Consider the following 16,947-nt stretch of genomic DNA (forward strand, 5'->3'; position numbering starts at 1 on the left):
GGACAACCGGCACTGCAAAGGCGCCGGTAAGCCGGCGCAATGCCTTTCTCGACGGGTCAAAAAAAGCTGTGCGCCAGACGGTAATACCATCTCCAGGGCTACGGCGGCCGACCGGCGACGCATGTTGTCCTGTGTCGTCCTGCTGCCTCAGCTCTGGCTGTCGGACCTAGCCCTGGAGGTCCGACAGCAGCCCCGCGGCGACGGTCAGGCGGGCGACCGACGTGTCGCCGCTGCCGGCGAGCGCCGAGATCTGCGCGACGATGCGCGAGACCACGGCCTGGCGGCTCTCGGCCCAGGCGGCAACCGGATCCTCCGCCGCGCCAAAATCGGCCAGTGCCCGTGTGGTCAGCCGCCGCCTCGCACCGGCGATCTGGCTGCCAGCACGCTCCAGCGCCAGGATCTCGTAGTAGTCCGTCGGCTCCAGCCGGTGCAGCGCCATCTCGAGCCGGCCGATGTCGAACAGCCGGGTGATGCCGAAATAGCTGGCGACGGCAACCTCCAGCGGCGTCGATGTTTCACGTGAAACATCGGCAATGTCGGGCACCAGCGCCACCAATGGTAGCAAGGTGACGTCGGCGGCCAGCGCCTCGGGCACCGCGGCCTCGGTCCATTTCAGCTGCCGCTCGGTGGCGATCTCACGCGCCCGCTCGCTGGCGAGGCCGAGGAGTTTTGGCCGCAGCATCGCTACCGTGTCACGGATCCCCTCGACCGCCGCCGTCAGGCCGCGGCCGGCGGCACCGTTCTGGACGTACCAGCGCGTCGTCGCCTGCAGGAACTGCCCGACAGCCTCGTAGAGCGCGTTCTGGGTGTCGCCGTGGATCTCTCCGTCCAGCGCATCGATGCGGGTGTACAGCGCGTCGGCGCCGAGCCCGTCATGTGCCGCGACGAAGGCCGCGACGATCTCGGCGGGCGAGGCGCCCGTCGCCTCGCGCACCGCCGTCACATAGGTCGGCCCGAGCCGGTTGATCGCGGCATTGGCGAGGATCGTCGCGACGATCTCGCGCGCCAGCCGGTGACCCTCGATGTCCGCCGCATGGCCGCCCCGCATCGGCTCTGGGAAGTAGCCGAACAGCCGCTCGCGGAGATAGGGATCGTCCGGCAGGTCGCTGGCGATCAGCTGGTCGAACAGCATGATCTTGGAATAGGCGACGAGGACGGCGATCTCCGGCCGGGTCAGCCCGCTGCCAGAGGCGCGCAAGTCCGCGAGCCCCGCCTCGGTCGGCAGCGTCTCGACCTCGCGGCTGAGCAGGCCGGCCTCCTCCAGCACGGTCATGAAGCGCGACTGCAGCGGCAGCGCCGAGACGCCGCGGCGCTGCTCGAGCGACAGCGCCAGCGACTGCTCGTAATTGTTGGCAAGTACCAGCTCGGCGACCTCGGCCGTCATCGACGCCAGCAGCACGTTGCGCGCCTCGCGCGTCAGCCGCCCCTCGGCCATGGCGCTCTTCAGCGCGATCTTGATGTTCACCTCGACGTCGGAGGTGTTGACGCCGGCCGAGTTGTCGATCGCGTCGGTGTTGATCCGCCCGCCGGCCCGCGCGAACTCGATGCGGCCGCGCTGGGTGACGCCGAGATTGGCGCCCTCGCCCACCACCTTCGCCCGCACCTGCGCCCCGGTGATGCGCACCGCGTCATTGGCGCGGTCGCCGACGTCGGCATTGGTCTCAGTGGTCGCGCGAATATAGGTGCCGATGCCGCCGAACCAGAGAAGGTCCGCCGGCGCCTTGAGGATCGCGGTGATGATCTCCTGCGGGGTGCCGGACGTCTTGTCCCAGCCGATCGCCGCGGCCGCCTCCTTCGACAGCCGGATCAGCTTCTCACGCCGCGAGAATACCCCGCCGCCGGCCGAGATCAAGGTCTTGTCGAAATCCGCCCAGGACGAGCGCGGCAGGGCGAACAGGCGCTGGCGCTCGGCAAGCGTCGCCGCTGCATCCGGGCTCGGATCGATGAAGATGTCGCGGTGGTCGAAGGCGGCGACAAGCCTGGTTTCGGGCGAGAGCAGCATGCCATTGCCGAACACGTCGCCCGACATGTCGCCGCAGCCGACGACGGTGAACGGCGTCGTCTGGATGTCGCGGTCCATCTCGCGGAAATGGCGCTTCACCGTCTCCCAGGCGCCGCGTGCCGTGATGCCCATCGCCTTGTGGTCGTAGCCGACGGAACCGCCCGACGCGAAGGCGTCGTCGAGCCAGAAGCCGGCGGACTGCGCGATCGCATTGGCGGTGTCGGAGAAGGTGGCGGTGCCCTTGTCGGCGGCGACGACGAAGTACGGGTCCTCCGCGTCGAAGCGCTTCACCCTGTCCGGGGTCACGATCTCGGCGCCGTCGATGTTGTCGGTGACCGACAGCAGCGAGGCGATGAACACGACATAGGCGGAGCGGCCGGCCTCGAACCAGACGTCGCGGGCGGCGGGATCGCCGAGGCGTTTCGGGAAGAAGCCGCCCTTGGCGCCGACCGGCACGATGACGGCGTTCTTCACCTGCTGCGCCTTGACGAGGCCGAGCACCTCGGTGCGGTAGTCCTGGCTGCGGTCGGACCAGCGCAGGCCGCCGCGCGCCACCCGGCCGAAGCGCAGGTGCACGCCTTCGACGCGGGCGTCGAAGACGAAGATCTCGCGGAACGGCACCGGCGCCGGCAGGCCTTCGACGAGGTGCGAGTCCAGCTTGAAGGCGAGCGCCGGCTGGACATGGCCGGGCTTCGACCCCTCCTCCGCCGAGGTACCATCGACCGCGTAGAAATTGGTCCTGAGCGTCGCGAGGATGGTCGAGACGAAACGCCGGAGGATGCGGTCGTCGTCGAGGCTCTCCACCGCGTCGAGCGCCGCGGTGATGGCGGTGAAGGCGGGCAGCGTCCCGCGCGCCGCAGCCAACTGCTTCTGCCGGTCCTCGGGTTCGGCCGGGGCCCCCTCGCCTGCTTCGACCGGCGTCTCGGCGGCGGGGATCGGACGTGCCGGGTCGAAGGCGGTGTCGAACAGCTGCCAGAGCAGTTTCGCGATCCCGGGATGGCGCAGCAGCGTCGCGGCGATGAAGTCCTGGCCGAAGGCGATGCCGGCCTGGCGCAGATAGCGCGAATAGGCGCGCAGCACGTTGGCTTGGCGGTAGGCGAGGCCCGCCTCCAGCACCAGCGCGTTCAGCGCGTCGTTCTCGATCTCGCCGGCCGAGACGGCGGCGAAGGTCAGCTGCAGCGCGTCACCCTCGTCATCGAGCGCGATATCGCCGCCGCTCTGGCGCACCAGGTCCATGTCGTGCAGGTGCACCGAGGCGCCGTCCGGCCGCAGGATCTCGAAGGTCCGCTCGGAGACGACGCCGAAGCCCATGTTTTCGAGGATCGGCACGCGGGTCGACAGCGGCACGGCGTTGCCGAGATGGTAGATCTTCAGCCGCAGCATCGTGCGGGGGTCGCCGGGGCGGCGGTAGAAATCGATGCCGAGCGCGTCGTCAGTGCCAAGCTTCGCCATCCGGCGGGTGTCGGTCACCGCCTCGGCGGGTGCTACTGCGTCGCGGTAGCTCTCCGGCAGGCCGGGGGCGAAGCGGATCAGATCGGCGGTACCGCCGGCATCCTGCACGGCCCGGACGAACCCATCCTCCCAAGCCTTCGCCATCTCGGCGATCTCGGCCTCGAGCCGGGCGACATCGACGACCGGCGTCTGGCCGGACTTGCGGCCGATGATGAAATGGATGCGCGCAAGCGATCCTTCCGGGAAGCCCGGATAAACCGCCGAGACATGGCCGTCATAGGCTTCGGCCAGCAGGTGGCCGATCCGTTCGCCGAGGCGCGAATCGTAGCGGTCCCGCGGCACGAAGACGAGGATCGAGACGAAGCGGTCGAAGCGGTCGATGCGCGGCAGGACGCGCACGCGCGGCCGCTCGCCGAGCTCCAGCACCGTGCCGGCAAAACGCTCGAGGCTGTCGACGTCGATCTGGAACACCTCGTCGCGCGGATAGGCCTCGAGCACGTTGAGCAGCGCCTTGGCGCTGTGCGAGCCGGCCGCGAGGTCGAAGCGCTGGATCACCGTCTCGGCCTTCAGCCGGAGATAGGGGATGGTCAGGATCGAGCGCGTGTAGGCGGTGGAGGTGAACAGGCCGACGATGCGCAGCTCGCCGGCGAAGTTCCCGGCGGCGTCGTACTGCTTTACGCCGATGTAATCCAGGTAGGCGCGGCGGTGCACCGTGGTGCGGCTGTTCGCCTTGGTGACGATCAGCGGGTTCGGCGCCTGCAGGAAGGCGCGGATTTCCGGCGTCACCGTCTGCGGCTGGCCGGCGCGGCCGAGCACCCGCACGTCGGGATCGGCGAGGATGCCGAGCGCCGGCTCGTCGCTGCGTTCCAGCGCCTCCTCGTTCTCGGCACCGACATAGACGAACTCGCGCGCGCCGAGGAAGATGAAGTTGTCGGCCAGCAGCCAGTCCAGCAGCTTCGCCGCCTCCGCCACCCGCACCGCCTCGGTGCCGTCGAGCATGGCCGCGCGGGCTTCCAGCGCGAGCTTGGCGGTGCCGACGCGGGCGCGCATCGCCTTGAAGTCGCCGACCGCAAGCCCGACCTGGCGCAGGATCTTGAGGATCGCGGCGACGAGGTCGGCATTGCTGTGCGGGCCGCGCTCGATCGCGACCTGGATCAGGCTGACCCGCTCCGCCCGTTCGGAGCCAGTTGCCGCCCCCGGCCCCGCCCCTGGCCGCGTGGCGGCAAAACCCTTGATGCCGCCCTCCACGTCACGGACGATGTCGAGGATCGGATGCGAGATGTAGAGGATTTCCGGCGCGCGCTCGGCGATCTCGGCCATCACCGAGTCGAACAGGAAGGGCATGTCGTCGTTGACGACGGTGATGAGGTCCATCGCGCCGAGCCCCTGCAACGGCTCGATGGTGACCACCGGCATCGCCGGGCGGTGCGCGTCGAGCGCCACCGCAGCGCGCTCGGCGGCCAGCGCCAGTGTCTTCGGCGAGAACACCGCGAGGTCTTCCGCGGGCGGGCGGGCAAACAGCAATGGCGCAAGGCTCGCCGCAGGACTGCCGCCGGCCAGCGTGCCGAGAATTGCCGTCAGAATGTCTGCCTTCGCCTGGCCCATGTCGTCTCTCCCGAAAAGTGCCCGGCCGCACGGAGTGGCGACCTTGATGAAACACGAAGGCCCGCCACCCGGCGGCGAATCGCCATGGTTGTGCCGGACGAAGATGACGAGAGGATGCTGGATGGCGCTTGCATGCAAGCTGCGCGCTGTCGGCCGGTACTGGCGGCCGGCCGGAAACGGCCCGGTTCCGCGGGCCGCCGTCGCCTTCAGCCGGCGGCGTGACCATAATCGCGGGCGCCGAAAATCGCCGATCCGACGCGCACGCCCGTCGCACCCTCCGCCACCGCGACGGCGTAGTCGCCCGACATACCCATCGAGAGCTTCGCGACGCCCGCCGCGCTCGCCAGATCCGCCAGCTTGCGGAAATGCGGCGCAGGGTCCTCGTCCGCCGGCGGGATGCACATCAGGCCCTCGATGACGAGGCCGTGCACCTCGCGGCAGCGGGCGACGAAGGCCACCGCCTCGTCCGGCGCGATGCCGGCCTTCTGCGGCTCCTCGCCGGTGTTCACCTGGACGTAGAGCCGCAGCGCCTTGCCTTGCTTGGCGATCTCGCCGGCCAGGGCTTTTGCGATCTTCTCGCGGTCGACGGTCTCGATCACGTCGAAGGTTGCCACCGCCTCGGCGGCCTTGTTCGACTGCAGCGGGCCGATGAGGTGCACCTCGATCCCCTCGAATCGCTCGCGCAGTTCCGGCCACTTCGCCATCGCCTCCTGCACCCGGTTCTCCCCGAACACCCGCTGCCCGGCCTCCAGCACCGGGGCGATCGCCTCGGCCGCATAGGTCTTCGACACCGCGACGAGGGTCACCGACCCCGGCGCGCGACCGGCTGCGTTCTCGGCGTCGCGGATGGCGGCGGTGACGGCTTGGTATTGCTGGACGGACATGGTGGCTTTCAAAGAAGCGAGAGGCGACGGGAGGAACGGGCGCGGCTTTGAAATATGGGCCGGAATGGCGTATATGAAAGGAGTGGGTGCCGGCCGAAGCGACCATAGGTCACCGAAGCCGACACCCTTGGTCAGACGATGAATCGGACCCGGAGACAGACTCGCCAGCCGCTCCGGGTCCTTTTCACCTCCAACGTGATGCTCAGCGGTAGAAACCACATCGCATCACCTCCTCTTCGAGAGCGAGGCTGTCGCCACAGCCGGGGAAGCCCGTTCTCCCCGGTCCGCCGCTGGCCCGGCGTGCTGCTTTCCCTCCCGAAACTCTCCGCCCCCATCTCAGCGCACCCGCGGCCGCCACGTCCAGCGTGAAGCACTGAGCCGCCTGTCGGTTGACGCTGGCGCGCAGGCGGTGTTGAACGACCGCAATCCCCTTCAGACGTCGCGGCCCCTTGTTCCCGGCCTGGCGTGAACCGACGAGCCATCCGCATGTCCATCGAACGCTATAATCCGCGCGAAGCCGAACCCCGCTGGCGGGAGGCGTGGAACGCGGCGAAACTGTTCGAGACACAGGACGATGCGCCGGGCGAGAAATACTACGTCCTCGAGATGTTCCCCTACCCGTCCGGCCGCATCCACATGGGGCATGTGCGCAACTACGCGATGGGCGACGTTGTCGCGCGCTACAAGCGCGCCAAGGGTTTCAACGTCCTCCACCCGATGGGCTGGGACGCCTTCGGCATGCCGGCGGAAAACGCCGCGATGCAGAACAAGGTGCACCCGCGCGAGTGGACCTATGCCAATATCGCGACCATGCGCGGCCAGCTGAAGTCGATGGGCCTGTCGCTCGACTGGACCCGCGAATTCGCCACCTGCGACGTCGACTACTACCACCGCCAGCAGATGCTCTTCCTCGACTTCCTGGCCAAGGGCATCGCCTATCGCCGCAAGTCGAAGGTCAACTGGGATCCCGTCGACAACACCGTGCTCGCCAATGAGCAGGTGATCGACGGCAAGGGCTGGCGCTCGGGCGCCGAGGTCGAGCAGCGCGACCTGACGCAATGGTTCTTCCGCATCACCGACTATGCCGAGGACCTCCTGTCGGCGCTCGACACGCTGCCGGAATGGCCGGAAAAGGTCCGGCTGATGCAGAAGAACTGGATCGGCAAGTCGGAAGGCTTGCTGGTGCGCTTCGCGCTGGAGAAGGCGCCGGACGCCGCGACCGACGTCACCGTGTTCACCACCCGGCCGGACACGCTGTTCGGCGCGTCCTTCCTCGCCGTCGCGCCCGACCACCCGCTGGCGACGGCGGCGGCGCGCGACAATCCGGTGCTCGCCGAGTTCATCCTCGCCTGCAAGCGCGGCGGCACCACGGCGGCGGCGATCGAGACCGCCGAGAAGCTCGGCATGCGCACCGGCATCGAGGCCGTGCACCCGCTCGACCCGGCCTGGAAGTTGCCGGTCTACGTCGCCAACTTCGTGCTGATGGACTACGGCACCGGCGCGATATTCGGCTGCCCGGCGCACGACCAGCGCGATCTCGACTTCGCCCGCAAGTACGACCTGCCGGTCACCCCCGTCGTCCTGCCGCCGGACGCCGACGCGGCGAGCTTCAGCGTGGGCACCGAAGCCTATGTCGGCGACGGCACGCTGTTCCAGTCGCGCTTCCTCGACGGCATGAGCCCGGCCGAGGGCTTTGCCGCCGTCGCCGACCACCTCGCCGCGACCGATCTCGGCGGCGCGCCTCAGGCCGAGCGCAAGGTCAACTTCCGCCTGCGCGACTGGGGCATTTCGCGTCAGCGCTACTGGGGCTGCCCGATCCCGGTGCTCCACTGCGAGGCCTGCGGCGTCGTGCCGGAAGCGCGCGAGAACCTTCCGGTAAAGCTGCCGGACGACATCGACTTCGACAGCCCCGGCAATCCGCTCGACCGTCACCCGACCTGGCGCCACGCCGCCTGCCCGCAATGCGGCGGCAAGGCGCTGCGCGAGACGGACACGATGGACACCTTCGTCGACAGCTCCTGGTATTTCGCCCGCTTCACCGCGCCGCACGCCAGCGAGCCGACCGACCCGCAGCGCGCCAATGCCTGGCTGCCAGTCGACCAGTATATCGGCGGCATCGAGCACGCGATCCTGCACCTCCTCTACTCCCGCTTCTTCGTGCGGGCGATGCAGGCCTGCGGGCATCTCGCCATCGACGAGCCGTTCAAGGGCCTGTTCACCCAAGGCATGGTCGTGCACGAGACCTATCGGCACGGCCGCGACTGGGTCTCGCCCGCCGAGATCCGCATCGCCGAGGTGGACGGCGTGCGCACCGCGACCCGGATGGCGGACGACGCCGTGCTGGAGATCGGCGCGATCGAGAAGATGTCGAAGTCGAAGAAGAACGTCGTCGACCCCGACGACATCATCGCCTCCTACGGCGCCGACACCGCCCGCTGGTTCATGCTGTCGGATTCGCCGCCCGAGCGCGACGTGATCTGGACCGAGTCTGGCGTCGAGGGCGCGCACCGCTTCGTCCAGCGGCTCTGGCGCCTCGTCGCCGAGCTCGCGCCGAAACTCGCCGCCACGACCGGTGACATTGCCGATGCCCCGCGTTCGACCGAGATCCGCCGCGCCGCCCACCGCACGGCGTCCGGTGTTGCCGACGACATCGAGCGCCTCGCCTTCAACAAGGCCGTCGCCCGGCTCTACGAACTCGTCAACACGCTGACCGCGGCGACCGCCGGCGACGCCCGCGACGTCACCGGTGTCGCGGACGCCATTGGCGAGGCGCTGTCGGTGCTGGTGCGGCTGATCGCGCCGATGATGCCGCATCTCGCCGAGGAATGCTGGACGGTGCTCGGCCGCACCGGCCTCTGCGCCGAGCAGAAATGGCCGGAGATCGATCCGGCGCTGCTGGTCGTCGACGAGGTGGTTCTCCCCGTCCAGCTCAACGGCAAGAAGCGCGGCGACTTGACCGTTTCGGTCAAGGCCGGCAAGGCTGAGATCGAAAGCGCCGTCATGGCACTCGACTTCGTGCAGACGGCCCTCGAGGGCCGGACGCCGAAGCGCATCGTCGTCGTCCCCGGAAGGATCGTCAATGTCGTCGTCTGATCGGGCGCTCCGCCCGCGGATCGCCGGGCTTCTCGCCCTCGTCCTCCTCGGTGGCTGCACCGTCTCGCCGATGTACGGCAAATCCAGTCAGGCGGCGCTCGCCACCGGCGGCAGCGGCCAGAGCCTCGGCGACCTCCGCGGCCAGATCGCGGTGGCCCCGGCCAACACCCGTACCGCGCAGCTGTTCCGCAACGCGCTGCTGTTCCGCCTTAACGGCGGCACGACGCCCACCGCCCCGGTCTACGAGATCCGCTACTCCGCCACCGGCCAGGAGAACGTAGTCTCGATCGAGCGTGGCTCGGGCGTGCCAGCTGCGAGCCTTTACCGGATGGACGCGACCTATCAGGTCGTCCGCCTGTCCGATCAGAAGGTCATCGACAGCGGCCTGCGCTTCGCCTCGGTGCCGTTCGACCGGTCTGAGCAGCTCTTCGCCTCCTCGCGCGCCCTCATCGACGCCCGTGAACTGGCGGCGAAGGAAGTCGCCGAAAAGGTGCAGCTCGGCGCCGCCGTCGCGATCCGCAAGGACCTGCGCAAGTGATCCTTGCCGGCGCGGGACGGGCGCACCGCCGCCGCGCGCCGGCATTTCTCCGCCAGCGGGGCGCCTGATGGCGGAAAAGAAGGCGGGTGAGGTCGAGGCCTTCCTGTCGCGGCCCGACACCAGCTTTCCCATCGTCCTGCTCTACGGCCCCGATGCCGGGCTCGTCTCGGAGCGGGCGGCCACGGTGGCGGCGCTGTCGGGCGTCGATCCGAAGGACGCCTTCGCCTTCATCAGCCTCAATGCCGACGAGCTGGAAAAGGACATCGGCCGCCTGTTCGACGAAGCGCGGACCATCTCGATGTTCGGTGGACGCCGGCTGATCCGCATCCGCGGGGCCGGCACCGGTTCCGGCAAGGCGCTGTCGGCCGCGGTCACGGATCTCGCCAAGGACCCGCCGCGCGATGCCGTCGTGGTCATCGAGGCCGGCGATCTCAAGAAAAGTGCGCCCTTGCGCGTCGCCGTCGAGCGAGGCCGGGCCGCCATGGCGCTGCCATGCTACCAGGACGAGGGCAGGGCGCTCGACCTGATGATCGACGAGGAGCTGAAGCTCGCCGGCCTGTCGATCGACCGCGATACCCGCGACATGCTGCGCGCGCGCCTCGGCGCCAACCGGCTGGCCTCGCGCGGCGAGGTGCAGAAGCTTTGCCTCTACTGCTACGGCAAATCGGCTGTCGAGGCCGCCGACATCCTGGCGATCGTCGGCGACGTCTCGGCCGACACGCTGGAGGAGACGATCGATGCGGCCGCCACCGGCGAGGTGCGCAAGCTGCCGGAGCTGATCGAGCGGCTGACCTCCGCCGGCACCCAGCCATTCCTGCTGCAGCAGGGATTGCTCCGCCATTTCCAGGGCTTGCAGCTGATGCGCTTTGCCGTCGAGCATGGCGATCAGAGCGTCGCCCGTGCCGTGGAGGCGCGACGTCCGCATTTCCGGCGGAAGGCTGCGCTCGAAACCGCCCTCGGCCTCTGGACCCTCGACGCGCTTTCGCCTGCGCTCGCGACGATCGAAGCCGACATCCTGCACAGCCGCAAGGAGGCCGCGCTCTCGCACGTCATCCTGCGCCAGACCCTCCTCGGCACCGCCGTCGAGGCGGCGCGCCTGCGGAAAAAGGTCCGCTGAACTCAACCTTCGAGGTGTATCGAACCAGCGCTGTCGACGCTCGAACGCGGTCACCCGCCGCGATCCGCTGTGCAGAGATCGTGGACACCCGAGGCCCCCGCCGGCACTTTCGACGCCGGTGTGACACGGCCGTTACGCCGCCGAATCGATCGTCGGCGGGTTTTGCGGAAAAGAGTTAAAGCGTCCGAATACGGGGTTCAGGTGGGCGGTTCTGCTTCGCCTGGAGAAGCCGGCAGATCTCGTCCAGCTGTTCCAGGTTGCCGTAGTCGATCCGCAGGTCGCCACCATCTTCCGGCAGCCGGATCTCGACGCGCATGCCGAGGGTTTCCGACAGGAGACGCTCGAGCGCTCTCGTGTCCGCATCCTTCTCCTCTGCGAGCGGCCTTGCTGGCTGGGCTTTCGGCCGGGCAGCCGGGCGCTGCCGGGCAGGGAGCCCGGTGACCGACGGCGGCACGGGCGTCCGCGCCAGGTCCTCGGCCTCGCGGACCGACAGGCCGCGCTCGATGATCACGCGCGCAAAAGCCTCCGGATCCTCCGCCGAGACCGCCGTGCGGGCATGGCCGGGCGACAGCTCGCCCCGCGACAGCATGCCCTGCACGCCCTCGGGCAGCTTCAGGAGCCGCAGCGTGTTGGCGACATGGCTGCGGCTCTTGCCGAGCACGTCCGCGAGATCGGCCTGCGTATAGGCATGCTCCTCGATCAGCATCTGGTAGGCCTGCGCCTCCTCGATGGCGCTGAGGTCGGCGCGCTGGACGTTCTCGATGATCGCGATCTCGAGCGACTCGCGGTCCGAGATCTCGCGCACGACCACCGGAACCTCGGTAAGGCCGGCCTTCTGGGCCGCGCGCCAGCGGCGTTCGCCGGCGACGATCTCGTAGGCCTCCGCGCCATCGGCGCGTTCGCGCACCAGGATCGGCTGCACGACGCCATGGGTGCGGATCGAGGCCGTCAGTTCGGCAAGGTCAGCCTCGTCGAAATGCCGGCGCGGATTGCGCGGATTGGGCGACAGGCGGGAAACTGCGATCCGCCGCTCGCCGGCGCTCTCCTGCGGCGCAAAGCCGTTCGAGGCCCGCGCCGGCGAGGCGCCGCCGGTGCCGATGAGCGCAGCCAGTCCACGTCCGAGACGCTGCCGCGACTTGTCCTCGTTCATCTCCGTCTCCCCGTCATGCCGGCGCCGGGCGCCGACCGGCCTGTCTTAGTGCGGCAAGACGTCATGCGACCTCCAGCCGGCGTTCGCGCTGGATCACTTCCGAGGCCAGCCGGATATAGGCCTGGCTGCCCGGACATTTCATATCGTAGAGAATTGCCGGCTTGCCGAAGGACGGCGCCTCCGAAACCCGCACATTGCGCGGGATCACCGTGTCGTAGACGTGCTTGCCCATGTAGGAGCGCACGTCGTTGACCACCTGCGCGGCCAGGTTGTTGCGGCCATCATACATCGTGAGGACAATGCCGTGCAGGTCCAGAGCCGGGTTCAGCGTATCGCGCACCTGCTCCACCGTCTGCAGCAACTGGCTAAGTCCTTCCAGCGCAAAGAACTCGCACTGCAGCGGGACGAGGATCGAGTCCGCGGCGGCCATCGCATTGACCGTCAGAAGGTTCAGCGAGGGCGGGCAGTCGATCAGCACGAAGTCGAACTGCGGGACTTCCATCACATGGAAATGCAGCGCGTCGCGCAACCTGTAGGCGCGGCCGGGTGCACTGGCGATCTCCATCTCGAGCCCGAGCAGATCGAGCGTCGACGGGACAAGCGAGAGGTTCGGCACGGCGGTCGCCATCGCCGCCTCGCTGATCGACGCGGACTCCACCAGCACGTCATAGGAGGACACCTCGCGGTCTTCCTTATCGACGCCGAGCCCGGTCGAGGCGTTACCTTGTGGGTCGAGATCGATCAGCAGCGTCTGCTTGCCCACGGCCGCCAGCGCGGTCGCAAGGTTGATCGCGGTCGTCGTCTTGCCCACGCCGCCCTTCTGGTTGGCGATGGTGATGACCCGCATGCGTCTTGGTGCCCTGGCATCCATCGGCTCGCTCCCTCAACCCGCGATGTTTCACGTGAAACATTCGCTCTGGGTCGGCACATCCGGTTCAGCGCGGCGCGATATCCCGGACTTCCAGGATGACCGATTCCACGTCGACCGTCGAAGAGTGCTTTAGCACTGTGAATCGCCATTCGGCCGATGCGTCAACGATTTCTTCATCATGGCGCCGCCCCTTGGCGAAATAGCAGGGGATTTCAGCCCGGATGCGACCGCTGACGAAGCCGAGCAAAACATCGAGCGAGGCAAGGGCCCGCGCGCTGACGGCGTCCGCCTTCGCCAGTACGGGGCCGCAGTCCTCGATGCGCTCCGCATGAACGGTCGCGGAAATGCCGGTCTCGCGGATGACGGCGCGCAGGAAGGCGGCCTTCTTGGCATTGCTCTCGATGAGATCCACATGGGCACCCGCTTGCCCCCGCTGGCAGATGCCGAGGATGATCCCGGGAAAGCCCGCGCCCGAGCCGAGATCGACCCAGCGGCGCGGCGAAGGAGCGACATCGACCAGCTGGAGAGAGTCGGCGACATGGCGGTGCCAGATCTCGCCAAGAGTGGAAGGCGCAACAAGGTTGGTCTTGACCTGCCATTCCAGCAGCAGCGCGACGTAACGGTCTATTCCCTCCAATGTTTCACGTGAAACATGACGCTGCGCCAGCAGCGCGGCCCGACCCGCCGCGATCTCTGCAGCGGCGGGAACGCTCTGTGCCCGCTTGGTCCGGGGGACGGCGGTGCGGCGGGGGGCTTCTTCCTCGTCGCTACGCCGCATGGGAGAGCCTCTGCTGCTTGCGAAGGTGGACGAGGATCAGAGCCAGCGCTGCCGGTGTCATGCCGTCGATGCGCTCGGCATCGGCGAGCGTCGCAGGCTTGCGGGCTGCGAACTTCTGCTTCAGTTCCGACGAGAGGCCGGGCAGCGCCGATACGTCGAAGCTGTCGGGGATCGCCACGCCTTCGTCGCGGCGCAACCGTGCCTGGTCGCGCCGCTGGCGGTCGAGATAGACATCGTAAGAAGCCTCGATTTCGATACGCTCCCGAATCGACGGCTCGATGGAATCGAGTTCCGGCCAGATCGCGGCAAGCCGGTCGAACCCGATTTCGGGTTGCGACAGCAGCTGGAAGGCGGAGCGCGTCCTCCCGTCCTGGTTGAGGTGCAGCCCGCGCTTTGCGGCTTCGCTCGGCGTGATCGTCGACGCCTCCAGCAAGGCCTTCGCCGCCTCGAGCAGCGCTTCGCTGGCCCTGAACACGGCTTCACGGCGCGGCCCGATGAGGCCAAGGTCCAGGCCGAGGGGGGTCAACCGCCGGTCGGCATTGTCGGCGCGGAGCGACAGTCTGAACTCGGCGCGCGAGGTAAACATCCGGTAAGGCTCGGTGATCCCAGTTCTCGTTAGGTCATCGAGCATCACGCCAATGTAGGCATCGGACCGACTGATCGTCACGCATCCGAATCCACCGGCGCGGCGGGCGGCGTTGAGCCCCGCCCAGAGACCTTGCGCTGCCGCCTCCTCGTAGCCGGTCGTGCCATTGATCTGGCCGGCCAGGAACAGGCCGCGCGCAGCCCGGACCTCGAGTGTCGGATGCAACTCCCGCGGGTCTACATGGTCGTACTCAATGGCATAGCCGGGCTTCAGGATGTCGACGTGTTCGAGGCCGGGGATCGACCGGAGAAACTCCCGCTGGATGTCTTCCGGCAAGGAGGTCGAAAGGCCGTTCGGATAAACGGTATCGTCGTCGAGGCCCTCAGGCTCCAGGAAGATCTGGTGGCCGTCGCGTTCGCCGAACTTGACGATCTTGTCCTCGATCGAGGGACAGTAGCGGGGACCGACGCCCTCGATCTCGCCGGAATAGAGCGCCGACCGGCCGAGGTTCTCGCGGATGATGCGGTGCGTCTCGGGCGTGGTGCGGGTGATGCCGCAGGCAATCTGGCGGTTGGCGATGTGGGTGGTAAGATAGGAGAAGGGGGTCGGCACATCGTCCGCCGCCTGGCTGTCCAGCCCGGACCAGTCGATCGTGCGCCCGTCGAGCCGAGCCGGGGTGCCGGTCTTCAGACGGCCGAGCCGCAGCCCGAGACGGCGCAGCGTGCCGGAAAGCCCGACCGAGGGATCCTCGCCCATGCGGCCGGCCGGGATCTTCTGGAGACCGATATGGATGAGGCCGGAAAGGAAGGTGCCGGTGGTCAGCACCGCAGCGCCACAGGACAGCGTCCGTCCATCACCGAGGATCACGCCGGCGACGCTGCCGTCCTCGGCAAAGCTCAGATCGAACGCGTCACCCTCGATGACCTCGAGGTTTTCAGTCGCCCGGATCATCGCCTGCATGGCCGCGCGGTAGAGCTGTCGGTCGGCCTGGGCGCGCGGGCCGCGCACCGCGGGACCCTTGCTGCGGTTGAGCAGCCGGAACTGGATGCCGGCCGCATCCGCCGCCTCGCCCATCAGGCCGCCCAGCGCATCGATCTCGCGCACGAGATGCCCCTTGCCGATGCCGCCGATCGCCGGATTGCAGCTCATCGCGCCGATCGTGTCGAAGCGATGGGTGAGGAGGGCGGTGCGCGCGCCGAGCCGAGCGGCGGCGCTGGCCGCCTCGCAACCGGCATGGCCGCCGCCGATGACGACGACGTCGAATGCTGTGTGGGATGTGCTGTGCATCGTCTGGTTAAGCCGAAAGCCCGGCGGGCTGTCAATGCGCGAGGCGTCGGGGCCAGCCCAGCCGTCTCGTCGGCACGGCACGCAGAGCTGGTCGCAGCACGTGTTTCACGTGAATCACTTGCCGATGCAGAAGGCTGAGAAGATGACGTCGAGGAGGTCTTCGACACCGACCCGGCCGGTGAGGGCGCCCAAGCGGTCGGTGATCTCCCGCAGATCGTCCGCGGCAAACTCGGGCGGCTGGCTTGCTGCAATGGTCCGGTCGAGGAGGCGCAAGGCGTCCGAGACGATCTCGCGGTGGCGGGTGCGGGCCGGAACCAGGGCCGAGGGGTCCCCGGCAGCCATCGTCGCAGCGCCGGCGATGGCTTCCACCAGCTCCTGCAATCCGATGCGGGACTGCGCGGACACAGCAAACACAGGACGTTCATCGCCGGTCGCATCGTTCGCGATCGTATCGCATCCGAATCGCTCCGGCTCCAGATCGATCTTCGTTCGGACAGACCAGACCGGAGACGCCTCGTGTTCAGTCCGGGTCCGAATCGACCCCCCAGTTCTAGCGTACGGCTGCGCCATGTCCGGATGTTTCACGTGAATCTCTGTTTCACACGACCGGAGATCGAGAATGAGGTCGGCATCCTCAGCCGTTGCCATCGCGCGCTCCATGCCGATCGACTCGATGGCGTCCGCCGTCTCCCGCAGGCCGGCGGTGTCGAACAGGCGCACCTTGAGCCCGCCGAGGTCCAGGGCGACTTCGATGACGTCGCGCGTCGTCCCGGCGATGGGCGAGACGATCGCCGCCTCGCGGTCGGCGAGGGCGTTGAGGAGGCTCGACTTTCCGGCATTCGGCGGTCCGATGATCGCCACCTTGAAGCCGTGCCGCAGGATCTCGCCGCGACCAGCGCCTTCGAGGTGGACCCTCATCTCCGAGGCCAGCGCCTGCAGAGACGGCCGGACGCTGTCGGCAACGTCCTCCGTCACGTCGCCCTCGTCGGCGAAGTCGAACGAGGCCTCGAGCATCGCGCGCGCGTGGACGAGGCGCTTCATCCAGTTCTCGTAGAGCGCCCTTAGCGCCCCGCCCGACTGCGCGACCGCCTGGATCCGCTGCGCCTCGGTCTCGGCGGAGAGGAGGTCGGCGAGACCCTCAGCCTCGGTCAGATCGATGCGGCCGTTCTCGAAGGCGCGGCGGGTAAACTCGCCGGCCTGCGCCAGCCGGACGCCGGGGAGGGCGAGCGCTGCGTCGAGGCACGCGGCGACGACCGCGCGGCCGCCGTGCAGGTGGATCTCGGCGAGATCCTCGCCGGTGACGGTCGTCGGACCCTCGAAGAACAGCACCAGTGCGCGGTCGATGGTCTCGCCGTGCGCATCGCGGATGCGGCGGAGGCTGGCCTGTCGGATGGCCGGGACGCCGCCGGCAAGGCGCTCGAGCACCGGGCGGCTGGCCGGGCCGCTGATGCGGATGACGGCGATACCGGCGGGGAGGGCGCCGGAGGAGAGGGCGATGATGGTGTCGGCGGCGATCATGGCATCGGTCATCATGGCATCCCGTCCTGGCACCGGCTCAAACGCAAACGGCCCGACCCTTCCGGA

General features: G+C 68.5%; 10 protein-coding genes. 3 read left to right on the plus strand and 7 right to left on the minus strand.

Features of this window, described 5'->3' with window-relative positions; translation table 11 throughout:
* Window positions 1–166: 166 nt before the first annotated feature.
* Both ACZL02_RS15460 and ACZL02_RS15465 read right to left on the minus strand, forming a co-directional pair.
* Complete coding sequence (locus tag ACZL02_RS15460) at window positions 167–5,059, minus strand: NAD-glutamate dehydrogenase (RefSeq protein ID WP_472939158.1); 4,893 nt, start codon at window positions 5,057–5,059, stop codon at window positions 167–169.
* A gap of 206 nt (window positions 5,060–5,265) precedes the next feature.
* Window positions 5,266–5,943: a YggS family pyridoxal phosphate-dependent enzyme gene (locus ACZL02_RS15465; RefSeq protein WP_472939159.1), complete on the minus strand. Its 678-nt coding sequence runs from the start codon at window positions 5,941–5,943 to the stop codon at window positions 5,266–5,268.
* Window positions 5,944–6,429: 486 nt separating this feature from the next.
* Here ACZL02_RS15465 and leuS point away from each other — a divergent pair, with 486 nt between their 5' ends.
* The 3 genes from leuS to holA all read left to right on the plus strand — a co-directional run bounded on the left by leuS (window position 6,430) and on the right by holA (window position 10,691).
* On the plus strand, window positions 6,430–9,036 hold the full coding sequence (leuS, locus tag ACZL02_RS15470; RefSeq protein ID WP_472939160.1) for a leucine--tRNA ligase: 2,607 nt from the start codon (window positions 6,430–6,432) through the stop codon (window positions 9,034–9,036).
* On the plus strand, window positions 9,023–9,574 hold the full coding sequence (locus ACZL02_RS15475; protein WP_472939161.1) for a hypothetical protein: 552 nt from the start codon (window positions 9,023–9,025) through the stop codon (window positions 9,572–9,574). Before leuS ends, ACZL02_RS15475 begins: the two co-directional genes overlap by 14 nt.
* Window positions 9,575–9,641: 67 nt before the next feature.
* Complete coding sequence (gene holA / locus ACZL02_RS15480) at window positions 9,642–10,691, plus strand: DNA polymerase III subunit delta (protein ID WP_472939162.1); 1,050 nt, start codon at window positions 9,642–9,644, stop codon at window positions 10,689–10,691.
* A gap of 175 nt (window positions 10,692–10,866) precedes the next feature.
* Here holA and ACZL02_RS15485 read toward each other — a convergent pair whose 3' ends face one another.
* From ACZL02_RS15485 to mnmE, 5 genes are all read right to left on the minus strand, one after another.
* Window positions 10,867–11,841 (minus strand): ParB/RepB/Spo0J family partition protein, encoded by a 975-nt coding sequence (locus tag ACZL02_RS15485; RefSeq protein ID WP_472939163.1) that lies wholly within the window; start codon window positions 11,839–11,841, stop codon window positions 10,867–10,869.
* A gap of 61 nt (window positions 11,842–11,902) precedes the next feature.
* Window positions 11,903–12,688, minus strand: a complete 786-nt coding sequence (locus ACZL02_RS15490) for a ParA family protein (RefSeq protein WP_472939164.1) — start codon at window positions 12,686–12,688, stop codon at window positions 11,903–11,905.
* An 88-nt stretch (window positions 12,689–12,776) separates the two neighbouring features.
* Complete coding sequence (gene rsmG / locus ACZL02_RS15495) at window positions 12,777–13,490, minus strand: 16S rRNA (guanine(527)-N(7))-methyltransferase RsmG (protein WP_472939166.1); 714 nt, start codon at window positions 13,488–13,490, stop codon at window positions 12,777–12,779.
* Entirely contained in the window at window positions 13,480–15,363 is a 1,884-nt protein-coding gene (gene mnmG / locus ACZL02_RS15500) for a tRNA uridine-5-carboxymethylaminomethyl(34) synthesis enzyme MnmG (protein WP_472939167.1), read from the minus strand. The genes rsmG and mnmG overlap by 11 nt, the downstream gene beginning before the upstream one ends.
* Window positions 15,364–15,477: 114 nt before the next feature.
* A complete protein-coding gene (gene mnmE, locus ACZL02_RS15505; RefSeq protein WP_472939168.1) occupies window positions 15,478–16,893 on the minus strand; it encodes a tRNA uridine-5-carboxymethylaminomethyl(34) synthesis GTPase MnmE in 1,416 nt (471 codons plus the stop codon).
* Window positions 16,894–16,947: the final 54 nt, after the last annotated feature.

The sequence above is a fragment of the Mesocryomonas fontinalis genome (genome assembly GCF_055730125.2).